The sequence below is a fragment of the Mesorhizobium sp. WSM4840 genome, from assembly GCF_055811755.1.
Genome location: NZ_JBVVQD010000003.1, coordinates 293,972 through 317,318, shown reverse-complemented (window position 1 = coordinate 317,318; position 23,347 = coordinate 293,972). Strand labels below are relative to the sequence as shown.

The 23,347-nt window shown below is 61.9% G+C and carries 18 protein-coding genes; 14 read left to right on the top strand and 4 right to left on the bottom strand.

Going from position 1 to position 23,347, the window contains the following annotated elements; all coding sequences use genetic code 11:
* Nucleotides 1–107 precede the first annotated feature (107 nt).
* The 9 genes from AC0L3I_RS07140 to bglA all read left to right on the top strand — a co-directional run bounded on the left by AC0L3I_RS07140 (nucleotide 108) and on the right by bglA (nucleotide 15,142).
* Nucleotides 108–1,172, top strand: a complete 1,065-nt coding sequence (locus AC0L3I_RS07140) for an ABC transporter permease (RefSeq protein ID WP_473526424.1) — start codon at nucleotides 108–110, stop codon at nucleotides 1,170–1,172.
* Nucleotides 1,173–1,174: 2 nt separating this feature from the next.
* A complete protein-coding gene (locus tag AC0L3I_RS07135; protein ID WP_023802796.1) occupies nucleotides 1,175–1,957 on the top strand; it encodes an ATP-binding cassette domain-containing protein in 783 nt (260 codons plus the stop codon).
* 225 nt (nucleotides 1,958–2,182) lie between these two features.
* Nucleotides 2,183–4,645: a glycogen/starch/alpha-glucan phosphorylase gene (locus AC0L3I_RS07130; RefSeq protein WP_473526423.1), complete on the top strand. Its 2,463-nt coding sequence runs from the start codon at nucleotides 2,183–2,185 to the stop codon at nucleotides 4,643–4,645.
* A 58-nt stretch (nucleotides 4,646–4,703) separates the two neighbouring features.
* The gene (gene glgB, locus AC0L3I_RS07125; protein ID WP_473526422.1) at nucleotides 4,704–6,917 is read left to right on the top strand and encodes a 1,4-alpha-glucan branching protein GlgB; all 2,214 of its coding nucleotides are present in this window, start codon (nucleotides 4,704–4,706) and stop codon (nucleotides 6,915–6,917) included.
* Nucleotides 6,918–6,953: 36 nt separating this feature from the next.
* On the top strand, nucleotides 6,954–8,222 hold the full coding sequence (glgC, locus tag AC0L3I_RS07120) for a glucose-1-phosphate adenylyltransferase (RefSeq protein WP_473526421.1): 1,269 nt from the start codon (nucleotides 6,954–6,956) through the stop codon (nucleotides 8,220–8,222).
* Complete coding sequence (gene glgA / locus AC0L3I_RS07115; protein ID WP_473484690.1) at nucleotides 8,223–9,668, top strand: glycogen synthase GlgA; 1,446 nt, start codon at nucleotides 8,223–8,225, stop codon at nucleotides 9,666–9,668. It abuts the gene before it with no gap.
* A 3-nt stretch (nucleotides 9,669–9,671) separates the two neighbouring features.
* Nucleotides 9,672–11,300, top strand: a complete 1,629-nt coding sequence (locus tag AC0L3I_RS07110) for an alpha-D-glucose phosphate-specific phosphoglucomutase (RefSeq protein WP_473484692.1) — start codon at nucleotides 9,672–9,674, stop codon at nucleotides 11,298–11,300.
* Nucleotides 11,301–11,514: 214 nt separating this feature from the next.
* On the top strand, nucleotides 11,515–13,527 hold the full coding sequence (gene glgX / locus AC0L3I_RS07105) for a glycogen debranching protein GlgX (RefSeq protein WP_473526420.1): 2,013 nt from the start codon (nucleotides 11,515–11,517) through the stop codon (nucleotides 13,525–13,527).
* On the top strand, nucleotides 13,517–15,142 hold the full coding sequence (bglA, locus tag AC0L3I_RS07100) for a beta-galactosidase BglA (protein WP_473526419.1): 1,626 nt from the start codon (nucleotides 13,517–13,519) through the stop codon (nucleotides 15,140–15,142). Before glgX ends, bglA begins: the two co-directional genes overlap by 11 nt.
* Before the next feature lie 17 nt (nucleotides 15,143–15,159).
* Here the strand turns inward: bglA and AC0L3I_RS07095 are convergent, their stop codons facing one another.
* Both AC0L3I_RS07095 and AC0L3I_RS07090 read right to left on the bottom strand, forming a co-directional pair.
* Nucleotides 15,160–15,294, bottom strand: coding sequence for a hypothetical protein (locus tag AC0L3I_RS07095; RefSeq protein WP_473526418.1), 135 nt, complete (start codon nucleotides 15,292–15,294; stop codon nucleotides 15,160–15,162).
* A 253-nt stretch (nucleotides 15,295–15,547) separates the two neighbouring features.
* Nucleotides 15,548–16,075 (bottom strand): hypothetical protein, encoded by a 528-nt coding sequence (locus AC0L3I_RS07090; RefSeq protein WP_473526417.1) that lies wholly within the window; start codon nucleotides 16,073–16,075, stop codon nucleotides 15,548–15,550.
* A 34-nt stretch (nucleotides 16,076–16,109) separates the two neighbouring features.
* Between AC0L3I_RS07090 and AC0L3I_RS07085 the strand changes: the two genes are divergently transcribed.
* Nucleotides 16,110–16,241, top strand: coding sequence for a hypothetical protein (locus AC0L3I_RS07085; RefSeq protein ID WP_473526416.1), 132 nt, complete (start codon nucleotides 16,110–16,112; stop codon nucleotides 16,239–16,241).
* A 61-nt stretch (nucleotides 16,242–16,302) separates the two neighbouring features.
* Here AC0L3I_RS07085 and AC0L3I_RS07080 read toward each other — a convergent pair whose 3' ends face one another.
* Together AC0L3I_RS07080 and AC0L3I_RS07075 are read right to left on the bottom strand one after the other, a co-directional pair.
* Entirely contained in the window at nucleotides 16,303–16,893 is a 591-nt protein-coding gene (locus AC0L3I_RS07080; RefSeq protein WP_473526415.1) for a pilus assembly protein TadG-related protein, read from the bottom strand.
* Nucleotides 16,894–16,938: 45 nt separating this feature from the next.
* Nucleotides 16,939–17,373 carry a TadE/TadG family type IV pilus assembly protein gene (locus tag AC0L3I_RS07075; RefSeq protein WP_473526511.1) on the bottom strand — a complete coding sequence of 145 codons (435 nt, stop codon included), beginning with the start codon at nucleotides 17,371–17,373 and terminating at the stop codon, nucleotides 16,939–16,941.
* Between the two features lie 416 nt (nucleotides 17,374–17,789).
* Here AC0L3I_RS07075 and AC0L3I_RS07070 point away from each other — a divergent pair, with 416 nt between their 5' ends.
* The 4 genes from AC0L3I_RS07070 to AC0L3I_RS07055 all read left to right on the top strand — a co-directional run bounded on the left by AC0L3I_RS07070 (nucleotide 17,790) and on the right by AC0L3I_RS07055 (nucleotide 23,305).
* Complete coding sequence (locus AC0L3I_RS07070; RefSeq protein ID WP_473484702.1) at nucleotides 17,790–19,382, top strand: peptide ABC transporter substrate-binding protein; 1,593 nt, start codon at nucleotides 17,790–17,792, stop codon at nucleotides 19,380–19,382.
* Between the two features lie 264 nt (nucleotides 19,383–19,646).
* A complete protein-coding gene (locus AC0L3I_RS07065) occupies nucleotides 19,647–20,570 on the top strand; it encodes an ABC transporter permease subunit (protein ID WP_473484705.1) in 924 nt (307 codons plus the stop codon).
* The gene (locus AC0L3I_RS07060; RefSeq protein WP_473484708.1) at nucleotides 20,563–21,684 is read left to right on the top strand and encodes an ABC transporter permease; all 1,122 of its coding nucleotides are present in this window, start codon (nucleotides 20,563–20,565) and stop codon (nucleotides 21,682–21,684) included. The genes AC0L3I_RS07065 and AC0L3I_RS07060 overlap by 8 nt, the downstream gene beginning before the upstream one ends.
* Nucleotide 21,685: 1 nt before the next feature.
* Entirely contained in the window at nucleotides 21,686–23,305 is a 1,620-nt protein-coding gene (locus AC0L3I_RS07055) for an ABC transporter ATP-binding protein (RefSeq protein ID WP_473484711.1), read from the top strand.
* The last annotated feature ends 42 nt before the right edge of the window (nucleotides 23,306–23,347 follow it).

Genomic DNA, 23,347 nt, shown 5'->3' with positions numbered 1-23,347 from the left:
GCCGCTTCGGGTGGACGATGCGGTAATCGCAAGCGCGAGCAATCCCGGCGGCAGATCGGGAATGGTTGGACGGGCGTCGGCGTGGCTGAAGCCCCACGGGAGGAAACATGGCTCAGGTTCAGGAATTCGAAAAGGCTCTCTCGAACAGCGAGACAAGCGTTGCTGCTTTTGACGAGCACGGCACGTCGATCGTCAAGCGCATCCAGCATTTCCTGCATTCCACTCCGGCTGCAGTGCCGCTGATCGTGCTGGTTCTGTCGATCGCTGTCTTCGGCGTCACGATTGGAGGACGGTTCTTTTCGTCCTACACGCTGACGCTGATCCTGCAGCAGATCGCCATCGTCGGTATTCTCGGCGCCGCGCAGACGCTGGTCATCCTTACAGCCGGCATCGACCTGTCAATCGGCGTGATCATGGTGATTTCGGCCGTGATCATGGGCAATTGCGCGGTCACCTATGGTCTGCCGACCTTGCTTGCCGTGGTGATCGGGCTTGCCGCCGGCGCGGCCTGCGGGCTGCTCAATGGCCTGCTGGTCGCGTACATGAAGCTGCCGCCCTTCATCGTCACGCTCGGCACCTGGAACATCGTCATGGCCACGAACTTCATCTATTCGGCCAATGAGACGATCCGCGATGCCGACGTCGACGTCCAGGCGCCGCTGCTGCATCTGTTCGGCCTGAACTTCAAGGTCGGCACGGCGGTGCTGACGTTCGGCGTCATTGCCATGGTCGTGCTGGTGCTGATCCTGTGGTACGTGCTCAATCACACGGCCTGGGGCCGCCATGTCTACGCCGTCGGCGACGACCCGGAGGCGGCCAAGCTGTCGGGCATCCAGACCAAGAAGGTGCTGATCTCGGTCTACACCCTTGCCGGGCTGATCGCCGCTTTCGCTGCCTGGGTCTCGATCGGCCGCAACGGCTCGATCTCGCCGTCCGCAGCCGTCACCGACTATAATTTGCAGGCGATCACCGCGACGGTGATCGGCGGCATTTCCCTCTTCGGCGGGCGCGGCTCGATTCTGGGCACGTTGTTCGGTGCGATGATCGTCGGCGTCGTCTCGATGGGCCTCAACATGCTGGGCGCCGATCCGCAATGGAAAGTGCTGCTCACCGGTGTGCTGATCATCGGCGCCGTGGCGATCGACCAGTGGATCAGAAAGGTTTCGGTGTAACCATGACCCAGGAGCCCATCCTCACCGCGCGTGGCCTCGTCAAGCGCTACGGCCGCGTTACCGCACTGAACAGCTGCGACTTCGATCTCTATCCGGGAGAAATCCTGGCCGTGATCGGCGACAATGGCGCCGGCAAGTCGACGCTGATCAAGGCGATCTCGGGCGCCGTCGTCCCGGACGAGGGGATCATTGAGTTGGACGGCAAGCAGGTGCTCTTCAAGTCGCCCATCGAGGCCCGCGAAGCCGGCATCGAAACCGTCTACCAGAACCTGGCGCTGTCGCCAGCGCTGTCGATCGCCGACAACATGTTCCTCGGTCGCGAGATCCGCAAACCGGGTTTTCTGGGCGACTGGCTGCGCATGCTCGACCGCCCGGCAATGGAAAAGCGCGCGCGCGACAAGCTCACCGAACTTGGCCTGATGACCATCCAGAACATCAGCCAGGCCGTGGAAACGCTCTCGGGCGGCCAACGCCAGGGCGTGGCGGTGGCGCGCGCCGCCGCCTTCGGCTCGAAGATGGTCATCATGGATGAGCCGACGGCGGCGTTAGGCGTCAAGGAGAGCCGCCGCGTGCTCGAACTGATCCTCGACGTGAAGAAGCGCGGCCTGCCGATCGTGCTGATCTCGCACAACATGCCGCATGTCTTCGAGGTGGCCGACCGCATTCACATCCATCGGCTGGGCCGTCGCCTCTGTGTCATCGATCCCAAGCAATATACGATGTCCGACGCCGTCGCCTTCATGACCGGGGCGAAGCTTCCGCCGGAGGCGGCACTGGCGGCCTGATGCATGTCGCCCCGCAGCGGTTTTGGGATGACGACATGCACATAGTTAAGAACTAAGGCGCGTCGCAGAGGCCGCCCAAACGCGACGCCTTTGAGTTTCTAATTGCCGTTGGGTAAGCTTCCCCGCGGCAATCTAACTCGATTGAACGCTTAACAATATGCGCTAGCATGGGCTGGGAGGAATGGTGAAAGCCGGTATGATCATGGCAACCGCACGAGAGGCAGCATGACGCGCGCGATGACATCCAAAGCTCCCATTCTCGAAAACTCCGATCCAAAGGCGCTTGCCGACGAAGTCTTGAAGGCCCTCAAATACAGGCTCGGCAAGGGGACCAGCGTCGCGACGCAATACGACTGGCTCACGGCCTCGATAAAGGTCGTGCGCGACCATATCGTCGATCATTGGATGCAGGCAACGCAAGAGGCCTACGCCCATCAGGAAAAGCGCGTCTATTACTTGTCACTGGAATTCCTCATCGGCCGCCTGATGCGCGACGCCTTCTCCAATCTCGGCCTGATGGACAATATGCGCGAAGCGCTGCGGTCTCTCGGCGTCGACCTCGACCTCATCGCGGCCCTCGAACCAGATGCAGCGCTTGGCAATGGCGGCCTCGGCCGGCTCGCCGCCTGCTTCATGGAAAGCATGGCAACCGTCGACATTCCCGCGCATGGCTATGGCATTCGCTACGCCAATGGCATGTTCCGGCAGGAAATCCATGGCGGCTGGCAGGTTGAGCTGCCCGAGACCTGGCTCGATCACGGCAACCCCTGGGAGTTCGAGCGGCGCGAACGCTCATTCGAGGTCGGTTTCGGCGGCTCGGTGGAATCGATCACCTCGAAGGACGGCAGGCTTGAGCGCCACGTCTGGAAGCCGATCGAACATGTTCTGGCGGTTGCCTACGATACGCCGGTGGTTGGCTGGCGGGCCAACCGCGTCAACACGCTGCGGCTCTGGTCCGGCATGCCGATCGATCCGATCCTGCTCGACAAGTTCAACGCCGGCGACCACATCGGCGCGCTCGCCGAGAGCAACAAGGCCGATGCCTTGTCGCGCGTCCTTTACCCTGCTGATTCCCACAAGGCCGGTCAGGAGCTGCGGCTCAGGCAAGAGTATTTCTTTTCCACCGCATCGTTGCAGGACATCATTCAGCGTCATCTCAGCCAGTATGGCGACCTGCAGTCGCTGCCCGACAAGGCGGCGATCCATCTGAACGACACCCATCCGGCCATCGCAGTGCCCGAGCTGATGCGCCTGTTGATGGATGTCCACGGCATGGATTTCGACCAGGCCTGGAGCATCACCAAGCGCACTTTCGGCTATACCAACCATACGCTGCTTCCAGAGGCGCTCGAAAGCTGGCCGGTGCCGCTGTTCGAGCGGCTGTTGCCGCGCCATATGCAGATCGTCTACGCCATCAACGCAGAAGTGCTGCTGGAGGCGCGCGCCTCCGACCAGTTTTCTGACGAGCAGATCAGTCAAATCTCGCTGATACAGGAAAACGGCGAGCGCCGCGTGCGCATGGGCAATCTGGCCTTTGTCGGTTCGCACTCGATCAACGGCGTCTCTGCCCTTCACACCGAGCTGATGAAGGAAACGGTGTTTGCCGAGCTCCACCGGCTCTACCCCGACCGCATCAACAACAAGACCAACGGCATCACGCCGCGGCGCTGGCTGATCCAGTGCAATCCCGGTCTTACCGCGCTCACCCGCGAGGCGATCGGCGACCGCTTCCTCGACGATATAGACGCGATCAAAGAGCTCGATGCCTTTGCCGACGACGCCGCCTTCCGCGACAAGTTCGCGGCAGTCAAGCGGGCGAACAAGGCCAAGCTTGCCAACCTCGTGGCCGACCGCCTCGGCATCAAGGTCGATCCCTCGGCGCTGTTCGACATCCAGATCAAGCGCATCCACGAATACAAGCGCCAGCTCCTGAACATCCTCGAAACAGTCGCCCTCTACGACCAGATCCGCTCCCATCCGGAGCGCAACTGGATGCCCCGCGTCAAGTTCTTCGGCGGCAAGGCGGCGCCCAGCTATCACAACGCCAAGCTGATCATCAAACTCGCCAACGACGTCGCCAAGGTCATCAACCGCGACCCGGCCGTTCGCGGCTTGCTCAAAGTGGTGTTCGTGCCGAACTACAATGTCAGCCTGGCCGAGATCATGATGCCGGCCGCCGATCTTTCAGAGCAGATATCGACTGCCGGCATGGAAGCCTCCGGCACCGGCAACATGAAGTTTGCGCTGAACGGTGCTTTGACCATCGGCACGCTCGACGGCGCCAATGTCGAGATCAAGGAATGCGTCGGCGACGACAACATCTTCATTTTCGGCCTGACCACCGAAGAGGTCGCCGAGCGGCGCAGCAACGGCTACGATCCGCGATCGGTGATCGAAGCCTCTCCCGAACTGGCGCAGGCAGTGGCTGCCGTTTCGTCGGGCGTCTTTTCGCCTGACGATCCGGAACGCTATCGCGACCTGATGAACGGCCTCTATCAGAGCGACTGGTTCATGGTCGCCGCGGATTTCGATGCCTACGCCTCCACCCAGCGCGATGTCGACGCCGTCTGGCGCAACAGCCCGGATTGGTATGCCAAGGCAATCCGCAATGTCGCTCGCGTCGGCTGGTTCTCGTCCGATCGTACGATCCGCCAATATGCGAAAGAAATCTGGAACGTGCCCGTCTGATATGATTGCATGAGGCCACGAACAACGTGGTCCGGGTGCCGGGGAGGGTCACTGCCTGATGAGGAAGCCGCGCGCGACCGCTGCGACAAGCGGGCCGGATGGACTGGCGTCAGCCGGTGATGTCTCGGCAATTGTCGCCGGCACGCATGGTGATCCTTTCGCTGTCCTCGGTGTGCACGAGGTTGACAAGGGCTTTGTCGCCCGCTGCTTCGTCCCTCATGCCGAGTTCGTCACTGCCTACACGCTGACCGGCAAGAAAGTCGGCGAACTCTCCAGGCGCGACGAAGGCGGCTTCTTCGAGGGCAGCCTGTCGCTCAAAAAGCGTCAGCCGCTGCGCTATCACGCGCGCAATGCCGGCGGTGACTGGTGGCTGACCGATCCCTATTCGTTCGGTCCGGTGCTCGGTCCGCTGGACGACTATTACATCGCCGAAGGTTCGCACCTCAGGCTGTTCGACAAGCTTGGTGCGCATCTCATCGATCACGAGGGTGCGTCCGGCGTGCATTTCGCCGTCTGGGCGCCCAATGCAAGGCGCGTTTCGGTGGTCGGCGACTTCAACGAATGGGACGGCCGCAGGCATACGATGCGCGTCCGCCGCGACACCGGCATCTGGGAGTTGTTCATTCCCGACATCGGCGCCGGCCGACCCTACAAATACGAGATCATCGGGCCCGATGGCGTGAGACTCCCGCTGAAGGCCGATCCGTTTGCTTTCAAGTCCGAACTGCGCCCGGCCACCGCTTCGGTGACGGCGCTTCCGCCGGCTCATCAATGGGGTGACGAGGCGCACCGCAATTTCTGGCGCAACGCCGATCCCAGGCGCGAGGCGGTGTCGATCTACGAGGTCCACGCCGGCTCCTGGCAGCTTCACGACGACGGCAGCTTCCTGTCATGGGACGAGCTTGCCGGCCGGCTGATCCCGTATGTCGTCGACACGGGCTTCACCCATATCGAATTCATGCCGATCTCCGAACATCCCTATGACCCGTCCTGGGGCTACCAGACGACGGGCCTCTACGCACCGTCGGCCCGCTTCGGCGATCCGGACGGTTTTGCCCGGTTCGTCGACGGCGCCCACCGCGCCGGCGTCGGCGTCATCCTCGACTGGGTGCCGGCGCATTTTCCGGTGGATGCGCATGGCCTGGCCAATTTCGACGGCACCGCGCTCTATGAGCATGCCGACCCGCGCAAGGGCTTCCATCCCGACTGGAACACCGCGATCTACAATTTCGGCCGGCGCGAGGTGGTCTCATTCCTGGTCAACAATGCGCTGTTTTGGGCCGAGAAATACCATGTCGACGGTTTGCGCGTCGATGCCGTCGCTTCGATGCTCTACCTCGACTATTCGCGAAAGGCCGGCGAATGGATTCCCAACGAAAAAGGTGGGCGCGAAAACCTTGAGGCGGTCAGCTTCCTCCAGAGGATGAACAAGGAAGTCTACGGCCATCATCCGGGTGTGATGACGATCGCCGAGGAATCGACCTCATGGCCAAAAGTTTCGCAGCCGGTGCATGAGGGCGGGCTGGGTTTCGGCTTCAAGTGGAACATGGGCTTCATGCACGACACGCTGGAGTATTTCTCCAAAGAGCCGATTTTTCGCAAGCATCACCACGGCGACATCACCTTCGGTCTGGTCTACGCCTTCTCAGAGAATTTCGTGCTGCCGCTCTCCCATGACGAGGTCGTGCACGGCAAGGGGACGCTGCTCGGCAAGATGGCCGGCGACGACTGGCAGAAATTCGCAACACTGCGCGCCTACTACGCCTTCATGTGGGGCTACCCCGGCAAGAAGCTGTTGTTCATGGGGCAGGAATTCGCCCAGCGCCGCGAGTGGAGCGAGGCGCGCGCACTCGACTGGAACCTGCTCGATTTCCGGGCCCATCGCGGCGTCTGGCAGACGGTGCGCGATCTCAACTATCTCTACCGCTCACGCCCGGCGTTGCATGCGCGCGATTGCGAGCCGGAGGGCTTTTCCTGGCTGATCGTCGACGATAGCGCGAACTCTGTCTTTGCCTGGCTGCGCAGCGCGCCGGGCGGAAACCCGGTCGCCGTCATCTCCAATTTCACACCGGTGCCGCGTGACGATTATCGCGTGCCGTTGCCGACGGCTGGAAGATGGCGCGAGATCATCAACACGGACGCCACCGACTATGGCGGTTCCGGCAAGGGCAATGGCGGTGCCGTCGAGGCTCGGGCGGAAGGAGGAGGCATCTCGGCGACGATGCTGTTGCCGCCGCTGTCGACGATCATGCTCGAACTTGCTCCGGACTAAGCGATGTCTCGCAGCGCGTAACTTGGGAGGATAAAAATGGCAGAGATAAAACGGACCCAGCCGCTGGCGCGCGATGCCATGGCCTATGTTTTGGCCGGCGGCCGTGGCAGCCGCCTGAGGGAGTTGACCGACCGGCGCGCCAAGCCCGCGGTCTATTTCGGGGGCAAGACGCGCATCATCGATTTTGCGCTCTCCAATGCGCTCAATTCCGGTATTCGCCGCCTCGGCGTCGCCACCCAGTACAAGGCACACTCGCTGATCCGCCACCTGCAGCGCGGCTGGAACTTCCTGCGGCCCGAGCGCAACGAGAGCTTCGACATCCTGCCGGCCAGCCAGCGCGTATCGGAAACGCAATGGTATGAGGGGACGGCCGATGCCGTCTACCAGAACATCGACATCATCGAGGCCTACGGCCCCGAATACATGGTCATCCTGGCCGGCGATCACGTCTACAAGATGGATTACGAGCTGATGCTTCGCCAGCATGTCGACGCCGGCGCCGACGTCACTGTCGGCTGCCTCGAAGTGCCGCGCATGGAGGCGACCGGCTTCGGCGTCATGCATGTCGACAAGAAGGACACCATCATCTCCTTCATCGAGAAACCCGCCGATCCGCCCGGCATTCCCGACAAGCCGGATTTTGCCCTGGCCTCGATGGGCATCTACGTGTTCAAGACCAAGTTCCTGATGGAGCAACTGCGCCGCGACGCGGCCGAACCGGGCTCAAGCCGTGACTTCGGCAAGGACATCATCCCCTATGTCGTCGAGCACGGGAAGGCGATCGCCCATCGCTTCGCCAAATCCTGTGTGCGCTCGACCGCCGAGAACGAAGCCTACTGGCGCGACGTCGGGACCGTCGACGCCTATTGGGAAGCCAATATCGACCTCACCGACATCACGCCGGAGCTCGACCTCTACGACCGCGACTGGCCGATCTGGACCTATGCCGAGCTGAAGCCGCCGGCAAAGTTCGTGCATGACGAGGATGGCCGCCGTGGCTCGGCGGTATCCTCGCTCGTCTCGGGAGATTGCATTGTCTCAGGCGCTTCGCTGAAGCGAAGCCTGATCTTCACCGGCGCACGCATCAACTCCTATTCGACGCTCGAGGACGTCGTCATGCTGCCTGACTGCCACGTCGGCCGCAGCGCGAGATTGAAGCGCGTGGTGATCGATCATGGTGTCAGGATTCCCGAAGGCCTCGTGGTCGGCGAGGATCCCGTCCTCGACGCCAAGCGCTTCCGCGTTTCCGAAAAGGGCATCTGCCTCGTCACCCAGGCCATGATCGACAAACTGGGATTGTCGTGAATGCAGGTCTTGTCGGTTACGCCCGAAATATTCCCTCTGATCAAGACTGGCGGGCTTGCCGACGTGACCGGCGCGTTACCCATCGCATTGGCGGGTAAGGGCGTGACAATGCGCACGCTTGTTCCCGGCTATCCCCAGGTCATGGAGGCCTTCAAGAAGAAAAAACCCGTACACCACTATCCGCTGCTGCAAGGCGGCAAGGCTTCGGTCCATGCCGTCCAGATCGCCGGGCTCGACCTGTTCGTGCTCGACGCGCCGCATCTGTTCGACCGTCCCGGCGGCCCCTATGGCAATGCGACCGGCGCCGACTGGCCGGACAATTGGCGGCGTTTCGCGGCCTTGAGCCAGGCTGGTGGCGACATCGCCGGCGGCGCCATCTCGGGCTACCAGCCGGATATCGTCCATGCCCATGATTGGCAATCGGCGATGACGCTGGCCTACATGCGCTTCGGCAAGGCGGTCGGCACGCCGTCGATGATCACCGTCCATAACCTCGCTTTCCAAGGTCAGTTTGGCGCCGGCATCTTTGGCGAGCTTGGCTTGCCGGCGGCGGCCATGGCGCTCGACGGTGTCGAATATTACGGCGGCGTCGGTTTTCTCAAGGCTGGCCTGCAGGCTGCCTGGGCCATCACCACAGTCAGCCCGACCTATGCGCAGGAGATCCGCTCGCCGGAATTCGGCATGGGGCTCGATGGCCTCATCAACATGCGGTCCGTCGATCTCTATGGCATCGTCAATGGCATCGACACCGAGATATGGAACCCTGAAACCGACAAGCATCTGGTCTCCAACTACACGGCCAAGACATTGAAGGCGCGGCACCCCAACCGGACCGCCGTCGAGGATCGTTTCAATCTCGACCGCGACGACAGTCCGATCGTCTGCGTCATCAGCCGGCTCACTTGGCAGAAGGGCATGGACATACTGGCAGCGGCCGTCGACGGGATCGTTGCCAGGGGTGCGCGCCTGGCGATCCTGGGGTCGGGCGATGCCGGCCTCGAAGGCGCGCTGCTGGCCGCCGCCGCCCGCCATCGCGGTCGCATCGGCGTCGTCGTCGGTTACGACGAGGCGCTTTCCCACACCATGCAGGGCGGCTCTGACGCCATCGTCATCCCGTCGCGCTTCGAGCCTTGCGGGCTGACGCAGCTCTATGGCCTGCGCTATGGCTGCGTGCCGGTCGTTGCCCGCACCGGCGGTCTTGCCGACACTATCATCGACGCCAATGAAGCGGCCGTTTCGGCAGGTGTGGCGACCGGCTTCCAGTTCGCGCCCGCCGATGCCGGCGCCTTGCTGCACGCCATCCGCCGGCTGGTCGAGGCGCATGCCAACCCCACGATCTGGACGTCGATGCAGCGGCAAGGCATGAAGGCCGATGTGTCGTGGGACAAAAGCGCGGAAAAATACCTCGAACTCTATCGCTTGCTGCTATCGAAAAGGGCTGTCTGACGCATGATACGAACCGTCGCCACCAAACCCTACTTAGACCAGAAGCCCGGCACTTCCGGGCTGCGCAAGAAAGTGCCGGTGTTCCAGCAGGAGCACTATGCCGAGAACTTCATCCAGTCGATCTTCGATGCGTTGGACGGATTTAGGGGCAAGACCCTGGTGATCGGCGGCGACGGCCGCTTCTACAATCGCGAGGTAATCCAGAAGGCCATCGCCATGGCGGCGGCCAATGGCTTCGGCAAGGTGATGGTTGGGCAGGGCGGCATCCTGTCGACGCCGGCCGCTTCCAACATCATTCGCAAATACAAGACCTTCGGCGGCATCATCCTGTCGGCCAGCCACAATCCGGGCGGCCCGCACGAGGATTTTGGCATCAAATACAATGCCGGCAATGGCGGGCCGGCGTCGGAAAAGCTGACCGACGCGATCTTCGCCAAAACCAAGATGATTTCGAGCTTCAAGATCGCCGACATCGGCACGGTCGATCTCGACACGATCGGCACGGTCGAGGCGGGCGGCATGACGGTCGAGGTGGTCGACCCGGTCGCCGATTATGCCGAGCTGATGGAAAGCCTGTTCGATTTCGATGCCTTGCGCGCACTGTTCAAATCGGGTTTCCGCATGCGCTTCGACGCAATGCATGCCGTGACCGGTCCCTACGCCAAGGAGATCCTGGAGAACCGGCTCGGCGCGCCGAACGGCACCGCCCGCAACTTCATTCCCCTGCCGGATTTCGGCGGCCACCATCCAGACCCGAACCTGGTCCACGCAAAGCACCTCTATGACGAGATGATGAGACCGGACGCGCCGGATTTCGGCGCCGCTTCCGATGGCGACGGCGACCGCAACCTGATCATCGGCAAAGGCATTTTCGTCACCCCGTCGGATTCGGTGGCCATGCTCGCCGCGAACGCCCATCTGGCACCGGGCTACAAGGCCGGCCTGAAGGGCATTGCGCGTTCGATGCCGACCAGCGGTGCGGCCGATCGCGTCGCCGAAAAGCTCGGCATCGGCATCTATGAAACGCCGACCGGCTGGAAATTCTTCGGCAATCTGCTCGATGCCGGCATGGCAACGATCTGCGGCGAGGAAAGTGCCGGAACCGGTTCCAACCATGTCCGCGAAAAGGATGGGCTGTGGGCCGTGCTTTTGTGGCTCAATATCCTTGCTGCCCGCGGCGAAAGCGCCAAGCAGATCGTCACCGAGCACTGGGCCGCCTATGGCCGCAATTACTACTCGCGCCATGACTACGAGGAGATCGAGACCGACCGGGCCAATGCGCTGGTCGACGAATTGCGGCCGAAACTCGCTTCCTTGCCCGGCACCAGTGTGCGCGGTATGAAGATCGCCAGCGCCGACGATTTCGCCTACCACGACCCGGTCGACGGCTCGATAGCCAGGAACCAGGGCATCAGGGTGCTATTCGAAGGCGGATCGCGCGTCGTCTTCCGTCTCTCCGGCACCGGTACCTCGGGGGCGACGCTGCGTGTCTATATCGAGCGCTACGAGCCGGACAAGTCCAGGCACGATCTCGACACGCAGGAGGCGCTTGCCGACTTGATTGCGGCAGCCGATGATATCGCCGGGATTCGTAGCCATACCGGCCGCGTCAAGCCGAGCGTGATTACGTGAAGCTGGCGCGGCGCGCCTTTCCTTCTCCCCTTGTGGGAGAAGGTGGATTGGCGCGTAGCGCCGAGATGGTTGAGGGGTGTTGGACGGATCGTCGTAGGTGCCAGGCTGGAGCACCCCTCATCCGTCGCCTTTGGCTCCCCCTTCTCCAAGGGGAGAAGGGGGAGCCAACCTGCCAACCGCTCAAACCGTCTACGATCTGCTGTTGTGAGTGCGCGTGAGCCAGCTCGGCGCAATCATCGCCAAAGAAGGCGTTCGCTTCGCCGCATGGTCCTCGTCGGCTCGGCGCATCTGGGTCTCGATCTTCGACGATGAAGGAACCCGGGAGATCGACCGGCTCGAACTCCAGTCGGAAGGCGAGGGCGTTCACGCGGTTTTCGTTGCCGGCCTCGCCGCCGGCACCCGATACGGATTTCGCGCCGATGGCGAGTATGCGCCCGAGAATGGGCTTTGGTTCGATCCCGACAAGCTGCTGGTCGACCCCTATGCCGTCGAGGTCGACAGGCCCTATGTCTATGACGGCAGGCTCGCCGCGCGCCGGGGCGAGGGCACCGATACCGCGCCGCTGCTGCCGAAGGCGATTGCCGCCACCCTGCCGCAACCGGTGCCTGCCTTGCCGCCGCTATTCCAACCCGGTGGTCTGATCTACGAAGTGCCGGTGCGCGCCTTCACCATGCTGCATCCGGACATCCCGAAGCCCCGGCGCGGGACGATTGCAGCGCTTGCCCATCCGGCTATCGTCGAGCATCTGAAAAAGCTCGGAGTCGGGGCGGTTGAACTGATGCCGGTGACGGCATCGATCGATGAGCGGCATTTGCCGGCGCTCGGGCTGCGTAATGCCTGGGGCTACAATCCCGTGACCTTCATGGCGCTCGATCCGCGCCTCGCGCCCGGCGGTCTCGCGGAATTGCGGCAGACGGCCGCCACACTGCGTGAGGCCGGCATCGGCGTCATCCTCGATCTTGTCTTCAACCACACCGGCGAATGCGACAGGCTTGGGCTGACGCTGTCGCTGCGCGGACTCGACAGCCGCGCCTACTACCGGCATTGGCCGGACGGCAGCTTGGCTAACGACACCGGCACCGGCAACACCGTCGCTTGCGATCATCCGGTCGTCCAGGAAATGGTCCTCGAAACGCTTCGTCACTTTGTCTGCCATGCCGGCGTCGACGGTTTCCGCTTCGATCTGGCGCCCATTCTGGGTCGGGTCGATGGCGTGTTCGACGCTGCGGCACCGTTGCTGAGGGCTATTCGGAACGATCCGGTCCTCGGCGGCCGGGTGCTAATCGCCGAGCCCTGGGATATCGGCCCGGACGGCTATCAGCTTGGCAATTTTCCGCCGCCCTTCCTCGAATGGAACGACAGATATCGCGACGACATCCGCCGCTTCTGGCGCGGCGATAGCGGCATGGTCGGCGCGCTGGCGACCCGGCTTGCCGGCTCGTCCGACGTGTTTGCCAAGCCAGGCCGGCAGACAAGCCGCAGCGTTAATTTCATCGCCGCGCATGACGGCATGACGCTGGCCGACATTGTTGCCTATGAGCACAAGCACAATGAGGCCAATGGCGAGCAGAACCGCGATGGCCACAACGACAACCTGTCCTGGAACAATGGCGTCGAGGGTGAGACCGGCGACCGGGCGATCGTTACGGCCCGTTTCGATGACCAGTGTGCGCTGCTGGCCACGCTGTTTGCCTCGCGCGGCACGATCATGCTGACGGCCGGGGACGAATTCGGCCGCACCCAGAAGGGCAACAACAACGCCTATGCGCAGGACAACGAGATCACCTGGCTCGACTGGGCCGGGCGCGACCAGGCGCTGGAACAATACGCCGTTCTGCTCGCCGCGATGCGTCGTTCCGTGCCGGCGCTTTCCGACACGCGCTTCCTGACCGGAGAGCCGCCGCCGGGATCAGAAAAACCGGACGTCGTCTGGCTCACTGAAACCGGCACGCCGCTCGACGAGGCAGGCTGGCACGATCCGGGGCGGTACCGCCTGGTCATGATGCTCGGCGGCGATGATTGCCGCCTTGCCGTGGTCATCAATGGCGATCGCCGGGCGTGTATGTTCACGCTGCCGGAGCGCGACGGATTTCGCTGGGAGCCAGCCATCGAAACACCGGGCGGCGCAGCAGGAATTTCACGGCCGGTGCCAGGGCGAACGGTGATTTTCATGATCGAACACAAAGCCGCGCAACCTCAGATAAAGGAGAACGGCGGTGGCAAGTGAGAACGGCCAGTGGTGGCGCGGCTGCGTCATCTACCAGATCTACCCGCGCTCCTTCCAGGACACGACAGGGGACGGCAGCGGCGATCTGCGCGGCGTTGCCTCAAGGCTGGCTCATGTTGCATCGCTTGGCGCCGACGCCGTCTGGCTGTCGCCCTTCTTCAAGTCGCCGATGGCCGATATGGGCTACGACGTATCCGACTATACAGCCGTCGATCCGATGTTCGGCACATCAGAGGATTTCGACGCGGTGACCGTCGAGGCCCACCGTCTCGGCCTGAAAGTCATTATCGACCAGGTCCTGTCGCATTCGTCCGACCGGCACGAATGGTTCGTCGAAAGCCGCGCGAGCCGCGATAACCCCAGGGCGGACTGGTATGTCTGGGCCGATCCGAGGCCTGACGGCACCGCGTCCAACAACTGGCTGTCGGTCTTCGGCGGCCCAGCCTGGGAGTGGGACGCGACCCGCAGGCAATATTACATGCACAATTTCCTCGCCTCGCAGCCGGACCTCAATTTCCACAATCCGGAGGTTCAGGACGCCCTGCTGGAAACGGTGCGGTTCTGGCTGGAGCGCGGCGTCGACGGGTTTCGGCTCGACACGGTCAACTACTATGTCCATGACCGCTGGCTGCGCAGCAATCCGCCTTTGGCTTCGAGCGTTGCCGGCACCAACACCGAAACCAATCCCTACCTCTATCAGGAGCATCTGTTCGACAAGACACAGCCCGAAAACCTCGCTTTCCTCCGCCGTTTTCGGGCCCTGCTCGACGAATATGAGGGCCGCGCCGCTGTCGGTGAGGTTGGCGACGAAACCCGTTCCTTGCAGACGCTCGCCGCCTATACCAGCGGCGGCGACAAGCTCGACATGTGCTACACATTCGACCTGCTCGGACCGCAATTCTCGGCCGCACACGTGCGCGGATGCGTCGAAGCGTTCGAGAGTGCTGTCTCCGACGGCTGGGTCTGCTGGGCGTTTTCCAACCACGATGTCGTGCGCCACGTGACGCGCTGGACAAGGCCCGGCGGCAATCCGGAGGCGGTGGCGAAATTCTCGATCGCGCTGCTGTCATGCCTGCGTGGATCGATCTGCCTCTATCAGGGCGAGGAGCTCGGGCTGGAGGAAGCCGAATTGGCGTTCGAGGATCTGCGCGATCCATACGGCATCCGCTTCTGGCCGGGGTTCAAGGGCAGGGATGGATGCCGCACGCCGATGGTATGGGAGAAAGGCGCCGAGAACGCCGGGTTTTCAACAGGCAAGCCGTGGCTTCCGATCCCAGAAAGCCATCGCGACCGCGCCGTCGATGTCCAGAACGGCGAGGCAAAGTCGGTTCTAGCCAGCTACCGGGCGATGCTGGCCTTGCGCAGGCAGCATGCCGCGCTGGTACAGGGTTCGATCCGCTTTCTCGATGCCGAGGGCGATGTGCTTGCCTTCATTCGCGAAGGCGGCGGCGAGAAGCTGCTCTGCCTTTTCAATTTCGCCGAGGAGCCGGCCAAATGGCCGTTGCCGCAGGGTATCGATGTCGCAGAGACGATCGATCTTGGCGCTGGTGCCGCCTGGCAGGGAAAAATTCTGTCGCTGCCGCCTTTGGGCTGCTTCCTCGGACGAGCCGGCTGATGTCTTCATTTGTCAACTCATTGAACGAGCACGGAGCGCCCGCAAGTCGCGCCCATGACCCGGACATCTGCCTCGCCGACATGCACGCCCAGTGCCGCAAGCACGTTATAAACCAATTCGTCGACCGGCGCCGTCACAGCGTTCAGAGCCACAATCACCGCCGGCTTTACCGTTCCAAGCAGGGCGGTTACGTTCAGCAGCCCTAGTCCCAGCGCATTGATCGAGAGCGACAGTTCATCGACAAGCGATGTGGTGAGAGGGATTGCGTCAGGTTTTTCGTAGAAGCGGTCTTTATCGTCTTGTTGGCGATTTCGGTGCTGTTGAAGGTCAATGTCGTCGGATCGTTGTTGGTGATATCAAGCGCTGCAGACCCGTTCACCGACAGCAATGGAATGAGCAAAAGCCTCACTGCCGCGATCTGTGCATTAGAGAACGACTGTGGATTGCTGAAATCGGCAAAGGCGGTGGGGCTGCTGTCGGCATCGCTGGCGCAAGATGCAGCGAGGCAACGCCCGGGCGCGCCGCGATGGAAACCTCCAAACTGTCCGGGCGCCCCGTCGGGCAACTAATGTCGGTCAGCTTGGCCTCGGCGTAGGCCACTTCGATATGCAGCGGAAGATTGACGGCCAGGAGAGTGGTGCCGCCTCCGAGATTCGAATTGCCGATGCCGACGGAGGCAACCAGCTTAATTCGTGTCTGCGCCGTGCGCACCACGGCGCCCTTCTCGCCGATTGTCAGCCACGGCGAGAATTGCGCAGGTTCGCCGATGGCGATGGCAAGTGTGGTCGAGGTAAGCCCCGGAATGGTGGCTCCGAGATTGAGCTCGACCTGCTTCGAGCCGTTGGCCAGTGCAGCGGCGGTGGTCAGCATACCCATGACGCTAGCGTCGACCGAAAAACCGGCCGACTTTTGTCCGAGGCCCAGTTGGCCCATTGATCCAAGGTCGACAAGATGATTGAGCGGTATCTTGACCGTGCTGGTGGTCCTTGATGCGATTGTCTGCAAAGCAAGCTTGCTGGTGCTGCCAACAGGTGAAACATCAGCCATGGCGGTGGCTATCTGGCCCGCCGTCGCTTTCGAAGCCAGCACCTCCGAATAGCTGACACCTGTCAGTTTGCAACTGGACGGCAAGTGCGTCGAAGAACGAGAGAAGGTTGACGTCAGCAGCGATCAGCGCGTTGTAGTCTATGACGCTGAGCGAGATGTTGCCGCCCAGTAGCCCGCTGAGAAGCGAGTTGAGGATGCCGCCATTGACGCTGAGCAGCCTGGACCCGACAGAGAACATCGCCTGCGGCGCTACGCTGGCAACGGCTTGGGTGCCGATGACCGGCGTAGGGATAAGCGAACTTGCGAAATAGCGGGCAGGAATCTTTTTCAGCGTGACATGGACGGCGTTGTAGGGCGTCTTGCCGGCCTTGAAGCGCTTGTCGACGCCGAGCGACGACTCTGGTGAATATCGGCCGGCGGTGACCCGACACGACGGTTTTTCCGAGGGCAGGGGTGATCGTCTGCCCTGCCTTCTGAACAACGATACCCGGCATTCCGTTGTCGCCGAGCGTGGTCACCACCGCGGCCTCAATGTTGTTGATGTTGGAGGCGGCGGTGATTGCCGCAAGATCGACCAGCGACTGAGCCTCCCGGCGCTCCACATAGATCGAGCCTTCATCGATGGTGAAGGCGGCCAGCGCCAGCGCGAACGGTGCGCACAGCGCCGTCATGACGGTGAAGTTCGCCTTCAGGTCGCCAAGCATCGAGCGGGCGGCCCGGCCGATCCTCCCCGGCAAAGTTTCCGACTTTCAGATGCCACCGACCCGTATTGTCGACTCGCGTGAGATCGTGGTTCCAGGCATGGGCAGCGCCGGGAACAGATTCCAGACCGGCAAGTTACGGGCATCGTATTGGATGGACACGACGAACTGGTTTCCGTCGGCGGTGCTGTCCTTGGCCTGATGGGTCAGCTTGGTGGAATCGACGAACGGATATCCGCCGGCATTGGTGTTGACGAAACCGGTCACCAGTGCCTGGCGCTCGCCCTCATTCAGCCCGGCTATCGCCGTGCGGGCGGCGTCCGCCGCGATCTGCTGCACCGAGTTGCTTGGATCAAAATAGATTCCGTATGCAACCATTCCGAGCAAAAGTAGGATAAAAATGGGTGAAAGCAGCGCGAACTCGATCGCAGAAGTACCGAACTGATCTCTAAACTGGCGTAATTTGAGTGTTAACGGGTGCATTTTACGCTGTTGTATAGAGATTGTCTTAGTTTCTGTGCTGTTCATGTCCTTCGCCCATCGGGACATACCGAAGCCCGCGCAAGATGTAACCCGTGGTTGCTTAAAGGCGGCTTAAGACATTTCGACAAAGTGGAATCGACGACAGATTTCTTGCCGGAAACGAATGCTTGAGTGGGAGAAACGGAGCCAAGTCAATGGTTTCGACCGCTGTTCTGCCGGTCGCAAAGTGGCTGTCGCTGCGCCTTACTTAGGGTGACCTCACGAGTCTGTTGAAATAAAAAATCGCCACGTTACTGTTTGGCCACCAGCTGCCGGAAAGGGAACCGGCGGCGCGCTCAAAGGAGCCATCTAATCGGTCTCGGGGCGTCAACACTCATGAGGCGTAGCTGAAGGGCCGCCTCGACAGGGAGAACTTCATGCTGAAAAACATGCTGAAGGCGACGGTGTTCGCCACAACCATGGCCTTGGCCGCCGGCACGTTCTACACGCCGGCCTTCGCCGAGGTCGTCTATAACCGCGGCAGCGCCGCCGAATCGGAGTCGCTCGACCCGCACAAGACCTCGACAATCTACGAAGCAAATATTTTGCGTGACCTGTTCCAGGGGCTGACCATGCAGGACGCAAAGGCGAACCTCATCCCGGGCGCCGCCGAAAGCTGGACAGTATCGGACGACGGCACCGTCTACACCTTCAAGCTGCGCAAGGGCGCCGTCTGGTCGGATGGTGCTCCGGTCACAGCAGATGACTTCGTCTACGCTTTCCAACGGCTGGAAGATCCGGCCACCGGCGCCGAATACGCTTCGATGCTCTATCCCGTGAAGAATGCCGAGGAGGTGAACACCAAGAAGGCGAAGCCCGAGGAGATGGGCGTCAAGGCAATCGACGCAAATACACTGGAAGTGACGCTGAAGGCGCCCACGCCCTATTTCCTCGAAATGCTGACCCACCAGGCGGCCTATCCGGTCAGCAAGGCCTCCATGGAAAAGCTCGGCGCCGAGTGGATCAAGCCGGGCAATTTGGTCTCCAACGGCGCCTTTACACTGGTGGAGTGGGTTCCCAACGACCACATCAAACTGGTCAAGAATCCGAAATTCTGGGATGCTGCAAGCGTCAAGCTCGACGTCGTCAACTACATCCCGACCGAAGATCGTTCGTCGGCGATGAAGCGCTTCGAGGCCGGCGAACTCGACAGCTACGACGACCTCCCGACCGAGCAGCTCGCCGACCTCAAGGCCAAGTTTGGCGATCAGATTCGCGTCGGGCCTTACCTCGGCACCTACTATTTTGCGATCAAGACCGACAAGGCCCCGTGGGACAACGTCGAACTGCGCAATGCCATCTCCATGGCAGTCGACCGCGATTTCCTTGCCGAAAAGGTCTGGCAGAACTCAATGCTGCCCGGCTATTCGATGGTGCCTCCAGGCATTGAGGGCTATACGCCGGCAATGGCCAAATACGCGGAGATGTCGCAGATCGACCGCGAGGATGAGGCCAAGAAGGTACTCGAGAAGCTTGGATATACGCCCGAGAAACCGCTGAAGATGGAAATCCGCTACAACACGTCGGAAAACCACAAGAACACTGCGGTCGCCATCCAGGAGCAGTTGAAGCCGCTCGGCGTCGAAGTCACGCTGCTCAACACCGACACCAAGACCCACTACTCCTTCCTTGAGCAGAAGGGCGACTACGACGTGGCGCGTGCCGGCTGGATTGCGGATTACAAGGATCCGGAAACCTTCCTCGGCATCTCCCGCAAGGCAAGCGGCAACAACTATTCGGGCTACAACAGCCCGGAATTCGAGAAGGCTATGGACGAGGCTGCCGCCGCCGGCGGCAAGCCCGAAGAGCGCATGAAAGAACTCGCCGAGGCCGAGCGCATCCTCGTCGACGAGGTCGGCAACATCCCGCTTCTCTACTATAGCTACAAGGATATCGTTTCTCCGAAGCTTCATGGCTTCGAGGATAACGTTATGGATGTGCATCCGTCCCGCTTCATCTCCAAGGACTGACCTCCTTGGCGGACTGCCGCTCCTTTACAGCGCCGCGCGTCCTTTGGGACGCGCACAGGGCGCTGTAACGCCTTGATTTTGCGCATGATCCTTTCCGAACCTTCGGTTCGGGTCATGCGTTAGGGGCGGCAGCTCCGGTTTGCCATCGCATCGGCCCGAAAATCGGAATCGATTTTCGGGAAGCACGATGCGAAGATTGAAGCGCTAGAGCGTACTTTGTGCGTCCAAGTGGACGCACGTCGCTCTAGGTCAAGCGGGGAACCGATGCTGCGATACGTATTCCGGCGGCTCCTGACCGCCATCCCGACGCTGTTCGTCATCGTGACCATGGCGTTCTTCCTGATACGTGTCGCGCCTGGCGGCCCGTTCAATCAGGAGCGGGGCCTGAGCCCCGAGATCAAGGCTAATCTTGAAGCGCAGTTCGGCCTTAATGACCCGCTCTGGCTGCAATATGTCCACTATCTCGGCAATCTGCTGCGCGGCAATTTCGGTCCGAGCTACAACATGCCGGATTTCACTGTGGGCGAATTGTTCAGGGAAGGTCTGCCGATCTCGGTCCAGCTCGGCGCTTCGGCGCTCATCCTGGCGCTGTTGCTCGGCAGCGTGCTCGGCACCGTTGCCGCGCTCAACCAGAACAAGCTTGCCGATTACTCGGTGATCGCGCTGGCGACCGCCGGCAGCACCATCCCGACCTTCGTCATCGCGCCGGTGATTCAGCTCTTGTTCGGTCTGACCTGGAAACTGCTGCCGATCGGCGGCTGGGGCGACGGCGCCTTGATCAACAAGATCGGCCCGGTGCTGACGCTCGCCCTGCCGCAGATCGCTATCGTCGCCCGCCTGATGCGCGGCTCGATGATCGAATCGCTGCGTTCGCACCACATCCGCACCGCCCGCGCGCTCGGTCTGTCCGACTGGTCGGTGGTGGTGAAACATGCGCTGCGTGGCGCCATCCTGCCGATCGTCTCCTTCACCGGTCCGGCGGCGGCAGCGCTTCTCACCGGCTCGATCATCGTCGAGACCATCTTCTCCATTCCAGGCATCGGCCGCCATTTTGTCGTTGCTGCGCTCAACCGCGACTACACGTTGGTCATGGGAACGGTGGTGGTCATCGCGCTGTTCACCATCATCTTCAACCTGATCGTCGACGTCATGTATGCCGTCGTCGATCCGAGGGTGCGCTATGACTGACATCGCAGCCACCGCTCCGGCCGTCGTCGGCCGCTCCCTGTGGGGCGATGCCTGGGCGCGCCTCAAGGCCAATCGCGCGGCCATGTTCAGCATCTATTATCTTGCCTTCATCGCCGTCATCAGCGTGTTTGGGCCCTATTTCGTGCCGCACCAATACACCACCATCTATGCCGACTATGTCCGTACGCCGCCGAGCTTTTCCGCCTATCCGAAGGCCGACATGATCGAAGGCGCTCTCGATGAGGCGATCAGGCGTATGCGCGTCGACATCAAGGAGTGGCGGCAGGAGGGCAGCCGTGTGTTCGTTACCGTCAGATCGTCGAAGCCGATCGACGACCGCAACATTCGCTACCTTGATCGTTCCGATACATTTGATGACACAAAGATCGAGAGCAAATCGCCGGACGGTCTCGAAATGGTGATGAGTGCCTCGATCAAGCAGCAATATTTCCTGTTCGGCACCGACAATACGGGCCGCGATCTCCTGTCCCGAACGCTGATGGCAGGGCGCATATCGCTGGCCATCGGCCTGCTTGCCGGCATTGTGGCCGTGGTCATCGGCGTGCTCTACGGCGCCACCGCCGGCCTTGCCGGCGGCAAGATCGACGAGGTGATGATGCGTATCGTCGACGTGCTCTATTCTTTGCCGTTCATCTTCTTCGTCATCATGCTGGTGGTGTTCTTCGGCAGGAATTTCGTGCTGATGTTCCTGGCCGTCGGCGCCGTGCTGTGGCTCGACATGGCGCGCATCGTGCGCGGACAGGCGCTGTCGATCCGCCGGCAGGAATATGTCCAGGCGGCCGAAGCCATGGGCGTCGGCCAGCGCGGCATTCTGCTGCGCCATGTGATCCCCAATTTGCTCGGGCCGGTGGTGATCTACATGACGCTGCTGGTGCCGCAGGTCATCATCCTGGAGAGTTTTTTGTCGTTCCTTGGGCTTGGAGTCCAGGAGCCGATGACCAGCTGGGGCGTGCTGATCTCGGTCGGCGCCCAGAACATCGGCTCGGCCAACTGGCTGCTTTTGTTCCCGGCCTTCTTTCTCGTCTCCACGCTGTTCGCGCTGAATTTCGTCGGCGATGGGCTGCGCGACGCGCTCGACCCCAGGGATCGTTGAGATGGTCGCTTCCGAAACGATCCTCAGCGTCAAGGACCTTCGGGTCCGCTTCCGAACGCTCGACGGCGCGGTCGAAGCCGTCAAAGGCATCAACATCCACGTCAATGCAGGCGAAACCGTTGCCGTGGTCGGCGAATCCGGGTCCGGCAAGAGCCAGACGATGATGGCGGCGATGAGCCTGCTGGCCTCGAACGGCGAGGCGACAGGCGTCGTCGACTATCGCGGCCGCAATCTTTTGACCCTAAGCAAGTCCGAGCTCAATCAGATCCGCGGCCGCAAGATCAGCATGATCTTCCAGGAGCCGATGACCTCGCTCGATCCGCTCTATTCGATCGGCAATCAGCTGATCGAACCGATCCGCCGGCATCGCGGGCTTAGCGCCGCCGAGGCACGCGAAGAGGCGCTAAAGCTCTTGCGGCTGGTCCATATTCCCGATCCGGAGCGGCGGATGAAATCCTATCCGCACGAGTTGTCGGGCGGCCAGCGCCAGCGCGTCATGATCGCCATGGCGCTGGCCAACGACCCCGACATACTGATCGCCGACGAGCCGACGACCGCGCTCGACGTGACGATCCAGGCGCAGATCCTCATGCTGCTCGCCGAACTGCAGCGCAAGCTCGGCATGGCGATCGTCTTCATCACCCACGATCTCGGCATCGTCAGGCGCTTTGCCGACCGGGTCTATGTCATGCGCTATGGCGAGGTGGTCGAGGAGGGCGAGGCGGAAGCGATCTTCGCCAACCCGCAGCACGCCTACACCAAGATGCTACTCGCCGCCGAACCGACCGGCACCAAGGCGCCGCCGCCTCCGAATGCGCCTGTCCTGCTTGAAGGCAGGAACGTCGAGGTGACCTTCAAGATCGGCGGCGGATTTCTTGGCGGCGAGCCGCTGCTGCTGCGCGCCGTCGATCGCATTTCGATCCGGCTGAAGCGCAACCAGACCATCGGCATCGTCGGCGAATCGGGTTCGGGAAAATCGACGCTCGGCCGGGCCTTGCTGCGGCTGCTGCCAAGCGATGGCCTCATCCGCTTTGGCGATCGCGATATTTCCGCCGCCGACCGTCAGGCCATGCGGCCGCTGCGGCGCGAATTGCAGCTGGTCTTCCAGGACCCGTTCGGTTCGCTGTCGCCGCGCATGACCGTCGGCCAGGTCATTACCGAAGGGCTTCTGGTGCATGAGCCGACCCTGTCGGGCAGGCAACGCGATCTGCGCGCGGTCGAGGCCTTACGCGAGGTCGGGCTCGATCCGAATGCGCGCAATCGCTACCCGCACGAATTCTCCGGCGGTCAGCGCCAGCGCATCGCCATCGCGCGGGCGATGATCCTCAAGCCCAAAGTGGTCGTCCTCGACGAGCCGACGTCGGCGCTCGACCGCTCCGTCCAGAAACAGATCGTCGAACTGCTGCGCAAGCTGCAGGCAGATAATGAACTGTCCTACCTGTTCATCAGCCACGATCTCGCGGTCGTGCGCGCCATGGCCGACTACATCATCGTCATGAAGCAGGGCAAGATCGTCGAGGAAGGGCCGACCGAGGCGATCTTCAGCAATCCGCAAGCTACCTACACGCAGACGCTGATGGCCGCGGCCATCGACGTCACACGGTTTCGGTTGAGTGCATAGCGCGGCCGGTCAGGACTGCAGCAGGTGGTGGGTGAAAGACAC

Excerpts from the sequence above, each read along its gene's own strand:
- AC0L3I_RS07055 (WP_473484711.1), top strand. The coding sequence starts at position 21,686 with ATGGTCGCTTCCGAAACGATCCTCAGCGTCAAGGACCTTCGGGTCCGC.
- AC0L3I_RS07080 (WP_473526415.1), bottom strand. The coding sequence starts at position 16,893 with ATGCTTGGCGACCTGAAGGCGAACTTCACCGTCATGACGGCGCTGTGC.
- AC0L3I_RS07070 (WP_473484702.1), top strand. The coding sequence starts at position 17,790 with ATGCTGAAAAACATGCTGAAGGCGACGGTGTTCGCCACAACCATGGCC.
- AC0L3I_RS07065 (WP_473484705.1), top strand. The coding sequence starts at position 19,647 with ATGCTGCGATACGTATTCCGGCGGCTCCTGACCGCCATCCCGACGCTG.
- AC0L3I_RS07130 (WP_473526423.1), top strand. The coding sequence starts at position 2,183 with ATGACGCGCGCGATGACATCCAAAGCTCCCATTCTCGAAAACTCCGAT.
- AC0L3I_RS07075 (WP_473526511.1), bottom strand. The coding sequence starts at position 17,373 with ATGCACCCGTTAACACTCAAATTACGCCAGTTTAGAGATCAGTTCGGT.
- glgB (WP_473526422.1), top strand. The coding sequence starts at position 4,704 with ATGAGGAAGCCGCGCGCGACCGCTGCGACAAGCGGGCCGGATGGACTG.
- AC0L3I_RS07090 (WP_473526417.1), bottom strand. The coding sequence starts at position 16,075 with ATGGGCCAACTGGGCCTCGGACAAAAGTCGGCCGGTTTTTCGGTCGAC.
- glgA (WP_473484690.1), top strand. The coding sequence starts at position 8,223 with ATGCAGGTCTTGTCGGTTACGCCCGAAATATTCCCTCTGATCAAGACT.
- AC0L3I_RS07140 (WP_473526424.1), top strand. The coding sequence starts at position 108 with ATGGCTCAGGTTCAGGAATTCGAAAAGGCTCTCTCGAACAGCGAGACA.
- AC0L3I_RS07060 (WP_473484708.1), top strand. The coding sequence starts at position 20,563 with ATGACTGACATCGCAGCCACCGCTCCGGCCGTCGTCGGCCGCTCCCTG.
- AC0L3I_RS07135 (WP_023802796.1), top strand. The coding sequence starts at position 1,175 with ATGACCCAGGAGCCCATCCTCACCGCGCGTGGCCTCGTCAAGCGCTAC.
- AC0L3I_RS07110 (WP_473484692.1), top strand. The coding sequence starts at position 9,672 with ATGATACGAACCGTCGCCACCAAACCCTACTTAGACCAGAAGCCCGGC.
- glgC (WP_473526421.1), top strand. The coding sequence starts at position 6,954 with ATGGCAGAGATAAAACGGACCCAGCCGCTGGCGCGCGATGCCATGGCC.